At 60.2% G+C, this 15,586-nt stretch carries 17 protein-coding genes and 1 other RNA gene; 10 read left to right on the top strand and 8 right to left on the bottom strand.

Annotation, left to right across the window (positions count from 1 at the left end; all coding sequences use genetic code 11):
• Nucleotides 1-27 precede the first annotated feature (27 nt).
• Both ubiD and AB4P94_RS07650 read left to right on the top strand, forming a co-directional pair.
• Nucleotides 28-1,494, top strand: coding sequence for a 4-hydroxy-3-polyprenylbenzoate decarboxylase (ubiD, locus tag AB4P94_RS07645; RefSeq protein WP_395610049.1), 1,467 nt, complete (start codon nucleotides 28-30; stop codon nucleotides 1,492-1,494).
• Nucleotides 1,494-2,462, top strand: coding sequence for a CDP-6-deoxy-delta-3,4-glucoseen reductase (locus AB4P94_RS07650; protein WP_395610050.1), 969 nt, complete (start codon nucleotides 1,494-1,496; stop codon nucleotides 2,460-2,462). The genes ubiD and AB4P94_RS07650 overlap by 1 nt, the downstream gene beginning before the upstream one ends.
• A 150-nt stretch (nucleotides 2,463-2,612) precedes the next feature.
• Here the strand turns inward: AB4P94_RS07650 and AB4P94_RS07655 are convergent, their stop codons facing one another.
• Complete coding sequence (locus tag AB4P94_RS07655; protein ID WP_395610051.1) at nucleotides 2,613-3,095, bottom strand: sn-glycerol-3-phosphate transporter; 483 nt, start codon at nucleotides 3,093-3,095, stop codon at nucleotides 2,613-2,615.
• A gap of 328 nt (nucleotides 3,096-3,423) precedes the next feature.
• On the opposite strand from AB4P94_RS07655, the gene AB4P94_RS07660 reads away from it, so the two are divergent.
• Nucleotides 3,424-5,811 carry a TonB-dependent receptor plug domain-containing protein gene (locus AB4P94_RS07660; protein ID WP_395610052.1) on the top strand — a complete coding sequence of 796 codons (2,388 nt, stop codon included), beginning with the start codon at nucleotides 3,424-3,426 and terminating at the stop codon, nucleotides 5,809-5,811.
• A gap of 26 nt (nucleotides 5,812-5,837) precedes the next feature.
• Entirely contained in the window at nucleotides 5,838-6,491 is a 654-nt protein-coding gene (locus tag AB4P94_RS07665; RefSeq protein ID WP_395610053.1) for a gamma-glutamylcyclotransferase, read from the top strand.
• On the opposite strand, the gene glpT is transcribed toward AB4P94_RS07665, so the two are convergent.
• Nucleotides 6,488-7,825: a glycerol-3-phosphate transporter gene (glpT, locus tag AB4P94_RS07670; protein WP_395610054.1), complete on the bottom strand. Its 1,338-nt coding sequence runs from the start codon at nucleotides 7,823-7,825 to the stop codon at nucleotides 6,488-6,490. The two genes, AB4P94_RS07665 and glpT, sit on opposite strands and share 4 nt — an antisense overlap.
• 291 nt (nucleotides 7,826-8,116) lie before the next feature.
• Complete coding sequence (locus AB4P94_RS07675) at nucleotides 8,117-9,094, bottom strand: NADPH:quinone oxidoreductase family protein (RefSeq protein ID WP_395610055.1); 978 nt, start codon at nucleotides 9,092-9,094, stop codon at nucleotides 8,117-8,119.
• Nucleotides 9,095-9,244: 150 nt separating this feature from the next.
• On the opposite strand from AB4P94_RS07675, the gene AB4P94_RS07680 reads away from it, so the two are divergent.
• Complete coding sequence (locus AB4P94_RS07680; RefSeq protein ID WP_016973073.1) at nucleotides 9,245-9,652, top strand: flagellar basal body-associated protein FliL; 408 nt, start codon at nucleotides 9,245-9,247, stop codon at nucleotides 9,650-9,652.
• A gap of 4 nt (nucleotides 9,653-9,656) precedes the next feature.
• On the opposite strand, the gene AB4P94_RS07685 is transcribed toward AB4P94_RS07680, so the two are convergent.
• Complete coding sequence (locus AB4P94_RS07685; RefSeq protein WP_395610056.1) at nucleotides 9,657-10,106, bottom strand: EVE domain-containing protein; 450 nt, start codon at nucleotides 10,104-10,106, stop codon at nucleotides 9,657-9,659.
• 194 nt (nucleotides 10,107-10,300) lie between these two features.
• On the opposite strand from AB4P94_RS07685, the gene AB4P94_RS07690 reads away from it, so the two are divergent.
• Complete coding sequence (locus AB4P94_RS07690; RefSeq protein WP_395610057.1) at nucleotides 10,301-10,450, top strand: hypothetical protein; 150 nt, start codon at nucleotides 10,301-10,303, stop codon at nucleotides 10,448-10,450.
• Nucleotides 10,451-10,459: 9 nt separating this feature from the next.
• On the opposite strand, the gene AB4P94_RS07695 is transcribed toward AB4P94_RS07690, so the two are convergent.
• From AB4P94_RS07695 to AB4P94_RS07710, 4 genes are all read right to left on the bottom strand, one after another.
• Nucleotides 10,460-11,089, bottom strand: coding sequence for a 5-formyltetrahydrofolate cyclo-ligase (locus tag AB4P94_RS07695; RefSeq protein WP_395610058.1), 630 nt, complete (start codon nucleotides 11,087-11,089; stop codon nucleotides 10,460-10,462).
• Nucleotides 11,090-11,146: 57 nt separating this feature from the next.
• A non-coding RNA gene (ssrS, locus tag AB4P94_RS07700) (6S RNA) lies at nucleotides 11,147-11,325 on the bottom strand.
• 30 nt (nucleotides 11,326-11,355) lie between these two features.
• Complete coding sequence (locus tag AB4P94_RS07705) at nucleotides 11,356-11,673, bottom strand: cell division protein ZapA (protein WP_016973069.1); 318 nt, start codon at nucleotides 11,671-11,673, stop codon at nucleotides 11,356-11,358.
• A complete protein-coding gene (locus AB4P94_RS07710) occupies nucleotides 11,670-11,879 on the bottom strand; it encodes a TIGR02449 family protein (protein WP_003177365.1) in 210 nt (69 codons plus the stop codon). The genes AB4P94_RS07705 and AB4P94_RS07710 overlap by 4 nt, the downstream gene beginning before the upstream one ends.
• A 138-nt stretch (nucleotides 11,880-12,017) precedes the next feature.
• Here AB4P94_RS07710 and AB4P94_RS07715 point away from each other — a divergent pair, with 138 nt between their 5' ends.
• Genes AB4P94_RS07715 through AB4P94_RS07730 form a run of 4 tightly spaced genes read left to right on the top strand, consistent with a single transcriptional unit; the run spans nucleotide 12,018 to nucleotide 15,580 of the window.
• Nucleotides 12,018-12,575, top strand: coding sequence for a YecA family protein (locus AB4P94_RS07715; RefSeq protein ID WP_395610059.1), 558 nt, complete (start codon nucleotides 12,018-12,020; stop codon nucleotides 12,573-12,575).
• Nucleotides 12,576-12,595: 20 nt separating this feature from the next.
• Nucleotides 12,596-13,918, top strand: a complete 1,323-nt coding sequence (gene pepP, locus AB4P94_RS07720) for a Xaa-Pro aminopeptidase (protein ID WP_395610060.1) — start codon at nucleotides 12,596-12,598, stop codon at nucleotides 13,916-13,918.
• Nucleotides 13,915-15,102 carry a 2-octaprenyl-6-methoxyphenyl hydroxylase gene (gene ubiH / locus AB4P94_RS07725; protein ID WP_395610061.1) on the top strand — a complete coding sequence of 396 codons (1,188 nt, stop codon included), beginning with the start codon at nucleotides 13,915-13,917 and terminating at the stop codon, nucleotides 15,100-15,102. Before pepP ends, ubiH begins: the two co-directional genes overlap by 4 nt.
• Nucleotides 15,095-15,580, top strand: a complete 486-nt coding sequence (locus AB4P94_RS07730) for a DUF4442 domain-containing protein (RefSeq protein WP_395610062.1) — start codon at nucleotides 15,095-15,097, stop codon at nucleotides 15,578-15,580. The genes ubiH and AB4P94_RS07730 overlap by 8 nt, the downstream gene beginning before the upstream one ends.
• Nucleotides 15,581-15,586 lie beyond the last annotated feature (6 nt).

Raw genomic sequence — 15,586 nt, forward strand, 5'->3', positions numbered from 1 at the left:
ACGCCTATTTTACGGGTGGCATGGTTAATGAAATTCAAGGATCTTCGGGATTTCGTGCAGCAACTTGAGCAGCGCGGAGAGTTGAAACGTATCCAGATGCCGATTTCCCCGGTGCTGGAAATGACTGAGATTTGCGACCGCACCCTGCGTAACAAGGGGCCGGCGCTGCTGTTCGAGAACCCGACCGGCTTTGACATTCCGGTGCTCGGCAACCTGTTCGGTACGCCCGAGCGCGTGGCCTTCGGTATGGGCGCCGAGTCGGTCAGCGAGCTGCGCGAGATCGGCAAGCTGCTGGCGTTCCTCAAGGAGCCTGAGCCGCCGAAGGGGTTGAAGGACGCGTGGTCGAAGCTGCCGATCTTCCGCAAGATCATTGCCATGGCCCCCAAAGTGGTCAAGGACGCGGTGTGCCAGGAAGTGGTCATCGAGGGTGATGACGTCGACCTGGGTATGCTCCCGGTGCAAACCTGCTGGCCCGGCGACGTCGGCCCCTTGATCACCTGGGGGCTGACCGTCACCAAAGGCCCGAACAAGGACCGCCAGAACCTCGGCATTTATCGCCAGCAAGTGATCGGCCGTAACAAAGTGATCATGCGTTGGCTGAGCCACCGTGGTGGCGCACTGGACTTCCGTGAGTGGTGCGAAAAACATCCGGGCAAGCCGTTCCCGGTTTCGGTGGCCCTGGGCGCTGACCCGGCGACCATTCTCGGCGCTGTCACCCCTGTGCCTGACAGCCTCTCCGAATACGCTTTCGCCGGCCTGCTGCGTGGCAACCGCACCGAGCTGGTGAAGTGCCGCGGCAACGACCTGCAAGTGCCGGCCACCGCCGAAATCATTCTCGAAGGCGTCATTCATCCAGGCGAAATGGCCGATGAAGGCCCCTACGGCGACCACACCGGCTACTACAACGAAGTCGACAGTTTCCCGGTGTTCACCGTGGAGCGCATCACCCACCGCATCAAGCCGATCTACCACAGCACCTACACCGGCCGGCCGCCGGATGAACCGGCCATTCTCGGCGTGGCGCTGAACGAAGTGTTCGTGCCGATCCTGCAGAAGCAGTTCCCGGAGATCACCGACTTCTACCTGCCGCCCGAAGGCTGCTCGTACCGCATGGCCATCGTGACCATGAAGAAGTCGTACCCGGGCCACGCCAAGCGGGTAATGCTTGGTGTGTGGTCGTTTTTGCGACAGTTCATGTACACCAAGTTCGTTATTGTCACCGACGACGACATCAATGCTCGCGACTGGAACGACGTGATCTGGGCCATCACCACGCGCATGGACCCCAAGCGCGATACGGTGATGATCGACAACACGCCGATCGACTACCTCGATTTCGCTTCGCCGGTATCGGGCCTGGGCTCGAAAATGGGCCTGGATGCCACCCACAAGTGGCCGGGTGAAACCACCCGCGAGTGGGGCCGGGTGATCGTCAAGGATGAAGCGGTGACTGCGCGCGTCGATGCAATGTGGAAAGAATTGGGAATAGATTGATGCGTGTAACCCTGCAACCTTCCGGCGCCATATTGGAGCTGGTCCCCGGCGAGCGAATCCTTGAGGGCGCGCGCCGCCTGGGCTACGACTGCCCGCAAGCGTGTCGCAACGGCGTATGCCATGTGTGCGCCGCACTGCTGGTGGAAGGCCGGGTGCAGCAGGCCAGCGAGGTGCGTGATCATGGTGAGTTCTACACCTGCATTGCCGAGCCGCTGGAAGATTGCATTGTGTTGTGGGATGGCGTGCTGGCGCCGGGAGAGTTGCCGTTGCGCAAGTTGTCGTGCCAATTGAGTGAGTGCGTGGAAGTCGGTGGCGATGTATGGCGCGTGCGCCTGCGTGCACCGGCGGGTAAAGCGGTGCGCTACCACGCCGGGCAATACCTGATGATTGAGCGGGAAAATGGCGAGAAATCCGCGTTTTCCCTGGCTTCAGCGCCCCATGCCGGGCGGGAGCTGGAGTTGCACGTGCTCGTCCGTGAGGACAGCGCCCGTTCCCTGCTCGAACAGTTGCAGCGTAATCAGATAGCGCGGGTTGAGCTGCCCTTTGGCGACACGCACCTGGCTGAATTGCCTGACGGGCCGCTGGTGTTGATCGCCGCCGGCACCGGCATGGCGCAGATGCACAGCTTGATCGAGCATTGCCGCGCTTCAGGCTTCAAGCACCCGGTGCACCTGTACTGGGGCGTGCGCCGCCCGGAAGATTTCTACGAAATCGAACACTGGGACCAATGGCTGCAACTGCCCAACCTTCACCTGCACAAAGTCGTCAGCGACCTGTGCGGTTGGGAAGGGCGCTGCGGGCTGCTGCATGAGGCGGTGTGTGAAGACATCAGCGACCTCAAGGCCGTGCACGTTTATGCCAGTGGTTCGCCGGCGATGATTTACGGCACGCTGGATGCGCTGGTCGAAGCCGGCATGGATGCGCACCAGATGCGCGCGGATGTGTTTGCTTACGCTCCACGGCCGTGACTTGATCACACCCTTAACGGCATACGCCGATCAAAAATGTGGGAGCGGGCTTGCTCGCGAAGACGGTCTGTCAGTAGACATATTTGCAAACTGACACACCGCTTTCGCGAGCAAGCCCGCTCCCACATTTTTGATCAGTGTTTGCCAGTGTCAGAACCGCACGCCCGTCGTGATCATCGCCGCATTGAACCCCAGTAACACCACTTCCGCCGCCACCGGCCCGAAATGCGTGCCCACCGACGGAATGATCACCGGCGCAACGCCGAATCGATTCAACGGAATCTTGTCGCGGTATTTGCCGCGATAGCCCTGGATCACCCCGCCCGTCAGTTTCAAATACACCGGATAGTCGGTGATGTCGTAGCGTTTTCCCGCGTAGGCGTAGTACGAGCGTTGGCTGAACGAATTGCGAAACGTCGCCCCGCCATACACAAAGCCTGAAGCTTCATTGCGCTCCAGGTTGATCAAATCCTGGTTGTTGTTGTGCTTGGGGTCGGGTGAAAAGTGCCGGGTGTACACACTGGTTTGCGCGTACCAGAAGCCTTTGTCGTCATCGGCCGGCGGCACTTCAGCGGCCAGTGCCGTGGTGGCCTGGGCCAGGAACAGCAGACCCGGCAGTCGAAATTTCTTCATGGGTGCGACCTCGGTAGTCGGTTTGATGGGCGGCTAGGTGGGTCGTGATGTGCGCGCTATTTTGACGGCTCTGCACGCGCCCAGGCTGAACCGGGGCTGAAAGTACCGGGATTGCGGGGCCTAATCCTGATGAAAGGGCCGCAGGGCTTATGCATTCGCATATTCCTTAAAGGTATTTAATTTGTTACAGAAATATCTTTAAGCTATATCCCAACGGACTACCGAATTCTTCCAATAACAGATAACTGACCGCCACCGCCCGCCAGCCGGATCGATCGTACGAACTCAGAGCATTGACGTTCTGATTTTTGATTCAAAGGGGAGCGGTATGGGGAGTTACAAGAAACACGCGCTGTACTCAGCAGTTTTGTCGGCCAATTTGCTGACCGCTGTGGGCTTCAACCCGGTATCGGCTGCAGAAACAGCCACCGCCGATGCACCCAAACTCGACACCGTTATCGTCACCGGTACCCGCGCCCAAGAGCGCACCGCCAGTGCTTCGCTGTCGCCTATCGATGTGATTTCCGGCGACACGCTGCGCAGCACCGGCTCCGATGAGCTGGGGGCCGTGTTGGCACGCCTGATTCCGTCGATCAACTTCCCGCGCCCAAGCCTGGTGGACGGCGCCGAGCTGGTGCGGCCTGCGCAGCTGCGCGGCCTGTCGCCGGACCAAGTGCTGGTGCTGGTCAACGGCAAGCGCCGCCACACCAGTGCTTTCGTCAATCTGGGGGGCGCCGTGGGCCGGGGTTCGGCACCTGCGGATTTGAATGCGATCCCGCTGTCGGCGGTGGACCATATCGAAGTGCTGCGTGATGGCGCGTCTGCCCGTTACGGCTCCGACGCGATTGCCGGGGTGATCAACGTGATCCTCAAGCACGACGATCACGGCGGCTCGGTATCCAGCAAGTTCGGCGAGTATAAAAAGGGCGACGGCATTCAGCGCAATGTCAGCGGGAATACCGGCTTTGCGTTGGGCGATAACGGTTTCATCAACGTTTCCGGCGAAGGCGCCGACAACGATTACACCAACCGCGCCGGGGACGATTTCCGGCCGGGCAGCGTAGGGTCTACCACCTACGGCCAGCGTGTTTTCCGCCAGGGCGAGCCGGCCACCAATGAAGGCAAGTTCCAGTTCAACTCTGAATATTCCTTCAATGATGCGGCCGAGTTCTACTCTTTCGGCGGCTACAGCAAGCGGCGCGGCGAGACGGCAGCGTTTTACCGGGCGAGCAATGCGTCCAACAACATTCCCGCACTCAACCCCAACGGTTACTTGCCGCTGATCAAGGGCAACCTCGAAGACACCTCGCTGGTGGTAGGGCTGCGCGGCTTGCTGGCCTACGACTGGCACTACGACCTGTCGGCCAACTACGGCAAGAACCAGTACGAGTTGAGCACCGAAACCATCAACACATCCCTGGGTCTGGCGACACCGCGCAAATTCAACAACGGTACGCTGAGCAATGACCAGAAACAGGTCAGCCTGGATCTGTCCCGCGAATTCGATGTGGGCTTCCTTCCGTATCCGGTGTCGGTGGCCTTCGGCGGCGAATACCTGCATCAGGGCTATGAAATCGAGGCGGGTGACCCGGCGTCCTACTACCAGACCGGCAGCTCGGGCCTTGGCGGCTTCCGGGATGCCGACGCCGGCAGCAGCTCGCGGCACAATTGGGCTCAGTACCTGGACCTGGAAACCAACTTCACTGAAAAACTCAGTGCCTCGGCTGCCGTGCGCCACGAGGACTACAGTGACTTCGGCTCCAACGTCAGCGGTTCGCTGTCGGCCCGTTATGACTTCACCCCGCAAGTGGCCTTGCGTGGCAGTATTTCCAACGGTTTCCGCGCGCCGTCCCTGGCTCAGCAGAACTTTGCCTACACCTCCTCGCAGTTGATCGGCAGCACCATCCAGGAAGCCGGTACCTTCCCAGCCAACAGCCAGGTGGCGCGCCTGCTGGGCGCCGAAGACCTGAAAGCCGAGAAGTCGCGCAACTACAGCCTCGGCCTGGTGCTGGAACCGGCGGATGACCTGACCGTGACCCTCGATGTCTACCGCATCGACATTCGCGACCGCATCAGCCTGTCGTCCAACCTCAATCTCAACCCGGCGACCATTGCCTACCTGCAAGCCAACGGCGTCGGCAATATCAACTACACCACGGCCCGCTACTTCACCAACGCCACGGACACCAGCACCGACGGCGTCGATCTGGTGGCCAACTACCGCTACCAGTTCGATAACGGCATTCGCTGGAACAGCACCGTGGGTTACAACTACAACCACACCAAAGTGACCGACGTGAAGCCCAACCCGGCCGTCCTCGGCAGCCTGGGCGCCAACCTGCTACGGGTAGACCGCCGCGAGCAGATCGGTTTGTTGGGCGACACCACACCCCAGCACAAACTGACCCTGGGCAACGATTTCACCTACGGCAACTGGGCGCTGCACAGCAACCTGGTGCGCTATGGTGAGTTCACCAGTTACCAGACGGACAAGGTCAACGATCAGACTTTCAACGCGACCTGGATACTTGATCTGTCGGCCGACTATAAGCTGAAGAACTGGACCTTCACCCTGGGCGGCGACAACATCACCGACAAATACCCGGAGAAGGTCAATGCGTTCGCCAGCAGCGGCGGCAACCTCGCCTACAGCACTTTTTCGCCGTACGGTTACAGCGGCGCGTTCTATTACGGTAAAGTTGCCTATAACTGGTAATACGCAGGAGACCTAAGCGATTCGCCATGACCGTTATTGAATCCGATCTTATGCAATTGGCTTACCCTCCGCGGCTCGATCTGGGGCCGCAACTCACTCACGAACAGTTGATGAGCTCAATGCAGGCCACCATGGCCCGGCATAAGGGTGGGCCGGTCTGGTTATTCGCTTACGGTTCGCTGATCTGGCGTCCTGAATGCTCATCAACCGAGCGCGTGCGGGCACGGGTCCACGGTTATCACCGGGGCCTGTATTTGTGGTCGCATGAGCATCGGGGCACGCCGGAGTTGCCGGGGCTGGTGTTCGGGCTGGATCGTGGTGGCTCTTGCAGCGGGTTTGCCTACCGCTTGCCGGAAGATCAGTTGGAAGCCTCGCTTTACGCCTTGTGGCAGCGCGAGATGCCTTACCCCTCCTACCGGCCGCACTGGCTCAACTGCCGTCTTGAGGATGGCAGCCAGGTACAGGCGCTGGGGTTTGTATTGGAGCGGCACTTGCCAAGCTATGCCGGCAACTTGCCTGACATCGTGCTCAACCACGTGCTGCAAAGCGCTTGCGGGCGTTACGGCACGACTCGCGATTATGTCGAGCAGACCGTCAACGCCCTGCGTAGCCACGCCATGCCGGATAAAAACCTGGAGGCGCGGCTCAAGCGTTGTGCAAAGGGTTGCTCAGGCGATTAACGCGTAGAGCTGACGCTGTTGGTGTGCCACAGCGTTGGAATCAGGAACGCAATCGCCAACAGGCACGCGCCCACCAGCAGGACAAAACCACCGTCCCAGCCGAAATGGTCAACCGTGTAGCCCATGGCCGCACTGGCCGCGACTGAACCGCCCAGGTAACCGAACAAGCCAGTGAAGCCCGCAGCAGTGCCGGCGGCTTTCTTCGGTGCCAGTTCCAGCGCCTGCAGGCCGATCAGCATCACCGGGCCGTAGATCAGGAAGCCGATGGAGAACAGCGCAATCATGTCGACCATCGGGTTGCCCGGCGGGTTGAGCCAGTAAACCAGGGTCGCCACGGTCACCAGGGCCATGAATACCACGCCGGTCAGGCCGCGGTTGCCACGGAAGATCTTGTCCGACATCCAGCCACACAGCAGCGTGCCGGGAATGCCCGCCCACTCGTAGAAGAAGTACGCCCACGAGGTTTTATCCACGTCGAAGTGCTTGGCTTCCTTGAGGTAGGTCGGCGCCCAGTCCAGTACGCCGTAGCGCAGCAGGTAGACGAAGACGTTGGCGAAGGCGATGTACCAGAGCATTTTGTTGCGCAGCACGTATTTGACGAAGATTTCCTTGGCGCTGAATTCTTCTTCGTGGCTGGCGTTATAGCCTTCCGGGTAATCGTTCTTGTATTCCTCAATCGGCGGCAGGCCCACCGATTGCGGGGTGTCGCGCATGGTGATGAAGGCAAACGCCGCCACCAGCAGCGCCACGGTCGCCGGCACGTAGAACGCCGCGTGCCAGTCGTTGAACCAGGCCATGCCAAGCAGGAACAGCGGGCCGATCAGGCCGCCGCCGACGTTATGCGCCACGTTCCACACCGACACCACACCGCCGCGTTCTTTCTGCGACCACCAGTGCACCATCGTCCGCCCACTTGGCGGCCAGCCCATGCCTTGGGCCCAACCGTTGATGAACAGCAAAATGAACATCATGGTTACGCTGGACGTCGCCCAAGGTGCGAAACCGAAAATGAACATCACCCCAGCCGATACCAGCAGGCCGAAGGTCAGGAAGTAACGCGGGTTGGAGCGGTCGGACACCAGGCCCATCAAAAACTTGGACAAGCCGTAGGCAATCGCGATCGCCGACATCGCCAGGCCCAGTTCACCACGGGTATAACCCTCGTCGATCAGGTAGGGCATGGCCAGGGAGAAGTTTTTGCGCAGCAGGTAGTACCCGGCGTAACCGAAGAAAATACCGGCGAAGATCTGCCAGCGCAGCCGTCGGTAGGTACTGTCTATTTTTTCTTCAGGCAGGCGTGCCTGGTGTGCGGCAGGTCGAAAGAAAGCAAACATTCAAGAGCTCCAAATTTCTTGTTTTGACTGCGGATGCGAATGTTACAGTTTCGTTACCGAAAATAGCATCGCCACTTATCTGCAAACACAGGAAATGGGAGCAATTGCATGTTCTTTTATGAACATGTCGCAAATGGATAAGTGTGGGTCGTGATGGGTACTCAAGGACACTGAAGGCCCCATGTGGGAGCTGGCTTGCCTGCGATAGCGGTCTGTCAGTTAACACATCTGTAACTGAAAGAGCGCTATCGCAGGCAAGCCAGCTCCCACATGGGTTGTATTTCAAATCAATTAGCGGGTCTGGACCACGACCTTGCCCACAGCCTTGCGCTGCCCCAAGTCATTGATCGCCTGAGCGGCCTGCTCCAGTGGATACACTTGCGACACCAGCGGCTTCAACTTGCCCTCGGCGTACCAGGCAAACAGTTGCTGGAAGTTCGCCGCATTATCCTGCGGCTGGCGCTGGGCAAATGAGCCCCAGAACACGCCGACCACGGACGCGCCCTTGAGCAGCGCCAGGTTCACCGGCAGTTCGGGAATGCGCCCACTGGCAAAACCCACCACCAACAGGCGGCCATTCCAGGCGATGGAGCGCACGGCCAGGTCAAACAGGTCACCGCCCACCGGGTCGTAGATCACATCTACACCGTTGCCGTCGGTGAGGCGTTTGATTTCGTCCTTGAGGCTGGTCTCGCTGTAATTGATCAGCTCATCGGCGCCCGCCGCCTTGGCCACGGCGAGTTTGTCGGCACTGCTGGCGGCGGCAATCACCCGGGCGCCCATGGCTTTGCCGATTTCCACCGCGGCCAGCCCCACGCCACCGGAGGCGCCGAGCACCAGCAGGGTTTCGCCGGGTTGCAGGTTGGCGCGTTGTTTCAGCGCGTGCATCGACGTGCCGTAGGTCATGCTGAAGGCGGCGGCGGTGTTGAAGTCCATGCTCGGCGGGATCGGCAGCACGTTGTAGCCCGGTACCGCGACCTGCTCGGCAAAACTGCCCCAGCCGGTCAGCGCCATGACGCGGTCGCCGACTTTCAGGTGGCTGACCTTTTCGCCCACTTCACTGACCACACCCGCCGCTTCGCCGCCCGGTGAAAACGGGAAGGGCGGCTTGAACTGGTATTTGCCCTCGATGATCAAGGTGTCCGGGAAGTTGACCCCGGCCGCGTGCACGTCCAGCAGGATTTCGTTCTTTTTGATCGCAGGGCTTTCGATCTCTTCCAGCACCAGGGTTTCGGCGGGGCCGAAGGCTTTGCACAGCACAGCTTTCATCGGACTATTCCTTTTGGCATCGTGGCCGATAAGTGTAGGAGGGTACGCCCGTGGGTCAACGAGCATGCCCTGGCCTGATAAGCCGCCATAAGCTTGTGCTCAGCCTTGCTAGCGTTATGCTACCCGGCAACCGAATTCGAGGAATGAACTGTGAAAGCGTGGATCCTGTTGATGCTGGCCCTGACCTTGCCGATGGCAGCCCAGGCCGAAGAAGCCAAAGAGGGCGAGGCGCCGAAGGTCAGCTATATCAGCCTGACCCCACCGTTCGTGGGCAACTATGGCCTGGACGGTACGGCCAAGCTCAAGGTGTTCAAGGCCGACATCGCCCTGCGTGTCACCGGCCCTGAAGCCGCCGCCGCCGTCAAAGCCAACGACCCGCTGATCCGCAACCAGTTGGTGGCGCTGTTCACCCAGCAAACCAACGAAGCGATGAGCACGGTGGAGGGCAAGGAAAAGCTGCGCCAGGAAGCGCTGAAGCAGACCCAGCAGGTGATGAACGACGAGACCGGCAAGCCGGTGGTGGAAGACCTGTTGTTTAACAACCTGATCATCCAGTAACCGTTCAGCGCAACGCGATAATGGCCGCCCATTGCTCGGCGGTCACCGGCATCACGGAAAGCCGGCTGCCTTTCTGTACCAGCGGCAGTTCGGCGAGGGCGGTTTGCTGTTTCAGGTAGCCAAGGCCCAGCACCTTTGGAAAAGTTTTGACGTGGGCCACATTGATGGCACTCCACGGGTTTTTCTCGGGCGTGGCTTTGGCGTCGAAGTAGTGGCTTTGCGGCTCCAGCGCAGTCGGGTCCGGGTACGCCGCCTCGACAATCTTGCCGATCCCGGCAATGCCCGGCTCGGGGCAACTGGAGTGGTAGAAGAAAAACTCGTCACCCACCGCCATGGCTCGCAGGAAGTTACGCGCCTGGTAGTTTCGAACCCCGTCCCAGCGGGCTTCGCCGAGCTTTTCCAGGCCTTTGATCGAGAGTTCGTCGGGCTCGGATTTCATCAGCCAGTAGGCCATTTTTGGGCTCCTGAAAAAGGCATTGGGCAAGTTGTCAGGCAATTCCATGACAAACCGACAGTCGGTTGGCGCCAAGGTTTGCGTGTTGGTTCACGTTACCGCAGAATGCCCGCTTTTAAGCTTGACGCAGCTGCAACGGACTACTTTGGAACGTTGTTGTCATCGTGTACGAGGTGCCTGCAGGGGGGCAATCGATGCAACGTAAACCGGATTTACTATGGATTTTGGTTATTTTGTTTGGTCTGGGCGTCGTGACCACCGGGTATGCGCAGAGCAAGTGGTCGAACAAGGCCGATGCGCCCGTTGAGCTGGCTCAGCAGCAGCCGCAACCGTTCAAGCGTTAACACCCTTCTTCAAGGCGCCGCTGTTTCCAGCGGCGTTTTTGCAACATACCAGCGTTTATCAGTGACAGTGCCCGCCAACGGTACGTCCCAGCTGGCCTGCGCCAATCGTTCAACCTTCTGACATTCATGGGCCAGGCCCAGCAGCGTCGGTTTACGCCAGCTTTTGCGTCGTGACAGATAAGCGAGGCTGCGATCATAAAAGCCGCCGCCCATGCCAAGGCGTCCGCCACCTTCATCGAACCCCACCAGTGGCAGCAGCACCAGGTCCAGTGCCCAGACGTGGCGCTGGCGACTGGCATTTACCTGTGGCTCGAGAATTCGAAAGCGGTTGGGCAACAACTTATCCCCAGGCCGCACGCGCTGAAATACCATTTTGGTTCGTGGCCAGGCACTGAGCACCGGCAGATAGGTGGCCTTGCCCCTGCGCTGAGCGGCACGCAGCAGCAAGCGCGGATCGATTTCACCGTCCGTCGGTAGATATAAAGAGAGGTGCCTGGCCCGGCGAAACAGCGGGTGCTGTGCCAGTTGCCGATACAGGCCTTGCGCGGCCTTGCGCTGCTCGCTCGGCGACAGTTCGCGGCGGGCTTTACGCAACATGCGTCGAAGTTGCGGACGGGAAAGCGGCGCAGGTTCGGTCATGGTGTTCGGCTCATAAAACAATGCCAGTCCGAGGACTGGCATTGAGTTTGGAAATTCAGGCTCCCCGACAGAGCCGCTGTCGACTTAGCCCTTGAACCCGAAAGTTCAAGGTGGAAGATGCAGTAGGCTTTAAGGCTTTCCGTCTAGCGGACATGCACACCAGCCCAACGTGCAACTTCCAGGGTAGTGCGAATCGGCTCAGGGACATCGCCGACTGGCAAACACGCCAGGGAGTGGGGCGAGTATACCTTAAACAGTCACGGCAATCAGCCCTTGGGTGGCTCTGGATCGGTAGAAAGTACCAGATCCACGCGCTCCAGCAGGTCACGCACTTGCTCGCGCGTCGAGCCGCTGGCCTGCACGTCAGGCCGTTCCTGCTTATGCAGCAAATCGTGGGTAATGTTCAGCGCGGCCATCACCGCGATACGGTCGGCGCCGATGACTTTGCCGCTGCTGCGGATTTCACGCATCTTGCCATCCAGGTAACGGGCGGCGCTCACCAGGTTGTTGCGCTCTTCCTGGGGGCAGATGATCGAATATTCTTTGTCGAGGATCTGCACGGTTACGCTATTGCTTGAACTCATGAGTCTTGCTCCAGGGCCTTCAGGCGCGAAATCATCGATTCGACCTTACGCCGGGCGATTTCGTTTTTTTCAATGAGGTGAGCGCGTTCCTCGCGCCAGGTCTTTTCCTGAGCTAATAGGAGTCCGTTTTGACTCTTAAGTTGCTCGACCCGATCAATTAGCAGTTCGAGTCTGGCCATCAGCGCTTGCAGGTCGGTGTCTTCCATTGGGTTCCACTGGATTTGTCTGATGAATGGCAACTTCAGGATAAACGATCTGACGCCCTTGATAGTCTTGGTACGTCTGCCGGTGCTAGGATACAGCGCTCCATTCTAGACATTGCGCCGTCTGGCGCCTAGCTCACCATGCCTATTCAGAACTCCCCGTACGACGCTTTTTCGAAACTGCTGAGCACCAGCGGTCACCCTTGCTCGCCCGCTGAACTGCACGGCGTGTTGCTGGGCCGCAGTTGCACCGGCGTTGGCTTTGATGCCGACAACTGGCTGGCCGACGTGGCCGAGCTGCTGGAAACCGAACCGACCGAAAATGTGCGAAATGCGCTGATCGGCCTGCAGGAAATGGTCAAGGGCGAGCTCACCGGTGATGACGTCACCGTGGTTCTGCTGCTGCCGACCGACGACGCACCGTTGACCGAACGCGCCGCCGCGTTGGGCCAATGGTGCCAGGGTTTCCTCCACGGGTTCGGCGTCAATGCCGGCGGCCTGGAGCTGAGCACTGACGCGAAGGAAGTGTTGCAGGATTTGGCAGCCATCTCTCAGGTGCAAGATGCCCTGGAAGAGTCCGAAGATGGCGAAGGCGATTACATGGAAGTGATGGAATACCTGCGCGTCGCGCCGCTGCTGCTGTTCACCGAGACCAAGAAGTCTGCTGAACCTGCTTCGCCCAAGCCGTCACTGCACTAAGAAGGGAAGCCCATCTGCCCATGATCCATATCCCCAAAGCGGAATACACGCGGCGCCGCAAGGCGCTCATGGCGCAGATGGAACCCAACAGCATCGCGATTTTGCCGGCCGCCGCCGTGGCGATCCGCAACCGTGATGTGGAACATGTCTACCGCCAGGACAGTGACTTCCAGTACCTCAGTGGCTTCCCCGAACCGGAAGCGGTGATCGTGCTGATGCCCGGTCGCCAGCATGGCGAGTACGTGCTGTTCTGCCGCGAACGCAACGCCGAACGCGAACTCTGGGACGGCCTGCGCGCCGGCACCGAAGGCGCCATTCGCGACTTTGGCGCGGATGACGCATTTCCCATCACCGATATCGACGACATCCTGCCCGGCCTGATCGAAGGCCGCGACCGGGTGTATTCGGCCATGGGCAGCAATGCGGAATTCGACCGCCACGTGATGGAGTGGATCAATGTGATCCGCTCCAAAGCACACCTCGGCGCCCAGCCCCCGAACGAATTTGTTGCCCTGGATCATCTGCTGCACGACATGCGCCTGTATAAATCGGCGGCAGAAGTGAAGGTGATGCGTGAGGCCGCGCGAATTTCCTGCGCCGCCCACGTCAAGGCGATGCAGGCCAGCCGCGCCGGGCTGCATGAATTCAGCCTGGAAGCCGAGCTGGATTACGAATTCCGCAAGGGCGGCGCGAAGATGCCGGCCTATGGTTCCATCGTCGCCGCCGGGCGCAACAGCTGCATCCTGCATTACCAGCAGAATGACGCCGTGCTGAAGGATGGCGATTTGGTGCTGATCGACGCCGGTTGCGAGATCGACTGCTACGCCAGCGACATCACCCGCACCTGGCCGGTCAACGGCAAGTTTTCGCCTGAACAAAAGGCGATCTACGAAATTGTGCTGGCCTCCCAGGAAGCCGCCTTTGCCCAGATCGCACCGGACAAGCATTGGAACCAGGCCCACGAGGCCACCGTGCAAGTCATCACCGCCGGGCTGGTCAAGCTGGGGCTGTTGCAAGGTGACGTCGACGAGTTGATTGCCAGCGAAGCCTACCGCGCCTTTTACATGCACCGCGCCGGCCACTGGCTGGGCATGGACGTGCACGATGTGGGCGAATACAAAGTCGGCGGTGAGTGGCGGGTGCTGGAGGTCGGCATGGCATTGACCGTGGAACCGGGCATCTACATTTCGCCCGACAACCAGAATGTGGCAAAGAAATGGCGTGGCATTGGCGTACGCATCGAGGACGACGTGGTAGTGACCAAGAAAGGCTGTGAAATCCTGACCGGCGGCGTGCCCAAGACCGTTGCCGACATCGAAGCGTTGATGGCGGCCGCCCGATGAGCCGGGTCAACCTGGCGATTATCGGCGGTGGCCTCGTGGGTGCCAGCCTTGCGCTGGCCTTGCAAGCCGGGGCCAAGGCCCGTGGCTGGAAAATCGTGCTGATCGAGCCGTTCGCGCCGGGTGACAGCTATCAGCCGAGTTATGACGCGCGCTCTTCGGCGCTGTCGTTTGGCGCACGCCAGATTTACCAGCGTTTGGGCCTGTGGCAGGAAATTTCCCGCCGCGCCGAACCGATCAAGCAGATTCACGTGTCGGACCGTGGGCGTTTCTCCACCGCGCGGTTGTCGGCGATGGAAGAGGGCGTGCCCGCGCTGGGTTATGTGGTGGAAAACGCCTGGCTTGGCCAGTGCCTGTGGAAAGGCCTGGATAAAGACGTGGTCAGTTGGCGCTGCCCGGCTGAAGTCACGCGCATGGAACCGCTGCCTGACGGTTACCGCCTGACGCTCAATGATGAAACCGTGCTGGAATGCGATCTGGCGGTATTGGCCGACGGCGGCCGCTCGGGTTTGCGCGAGCAGCTGGGCATCGGTGTGAAAACCCGGCCGTACAACCAGAGTGCGCTGATCGCCAACATCACCCCGAGTGAATCCCACAACGGCGAGGCGTTCGAGCGTTTCACCGATGAAGGCCCGATGGCTTTGTTGCCGCTGCCGGACAACCGCTGCGCGCTGGTCTGGACACGCATTGGCATGGACGCTCAGCGCCTGGCCAATCTTGATGAACGCAGCTTTCTCAGCGAATTGCAGGGCGTGTTCGGCTACCGCCTGGGCACCCTGAAACAAGTCGGCGCGCGCCACTTGTATCCGCTGACGCTGGTGGAAGCCGAAGAGCAAGTGCGCTCGCACCTGGCTGTCCTCGGCAACGCCGCCCACAGCCTGCACCCGATTGCCGGGCAGGGCTTCAACCTGTCTTTGCGTGACGCGAATGCTTTGGCCGAAGCCTTGCTGGCCGGGCCGCAAGTGCCGGGCGATTTGGCCACCTTGCAGAGCTATCGCGAGCGTCAGCGTCTGGATCAGAAACTCACCGTGGGTTTCTCCGACCAAGTGACGCGCCTGTTTGGCAGCGCTCAACCCTTGGTCGCGCTGGGCCGCAACATGGGCCTGCTGGGTCTGGACCTTTTGCCGCCAGCCAAACGCTGGTTCGCCCGTCAGGCCATGGGCCTGGGCACGCGCCCCGATGCGTAACTGGCTGACCCGGCGCCTGGGCAAGGCGCGATTGTTGCGCTGGTTTCTGAACCTCTACCCGCCCTATCTCGGCGCGGGTGTGCGCGTGCAGGCACTGAGCGCGGATTTTCGCCACGTCAAAGTGCGTATGGGCCTGGGCTGGTACAACCGCAACTACGTCGGCACCCAGTTTGGCGGCAGCCTTTATTCGATGGTCGACCCGTTCTACATGCTGCTGTTGATGGAAAACCTGGGGCGCGACTACATCGTGTGGGACAAGGCCGCGAGCATCGACTTCATCTCGCCGGGCAAAGGCCCGGTGTACGCCGAGTTTTCCATTGACGAGGCCTTGCTGGACGAGGTCCGCAGGCAAACCGCAGGCGGCGAGAAGTATCTGCCTCACCTCAAGGTTGAGATTCATGACGGCTCCGGCACTTTGGTGGCGCGCGTCGACAAAACCCTTTACGTGCGGCGCAAGCCGCCAGCAAAGCAGGCTTAAAGCATG

The sequence above is a fragment of the Pseudomonas sp. B22129 genome, assembly GCF_044218875.1.
Lineage (GTDB): Bacteria > Pseudomonadota > Gammaproteobacteria > Pseudomonadales > Pseudomonadaceae > Aquipseudomonas.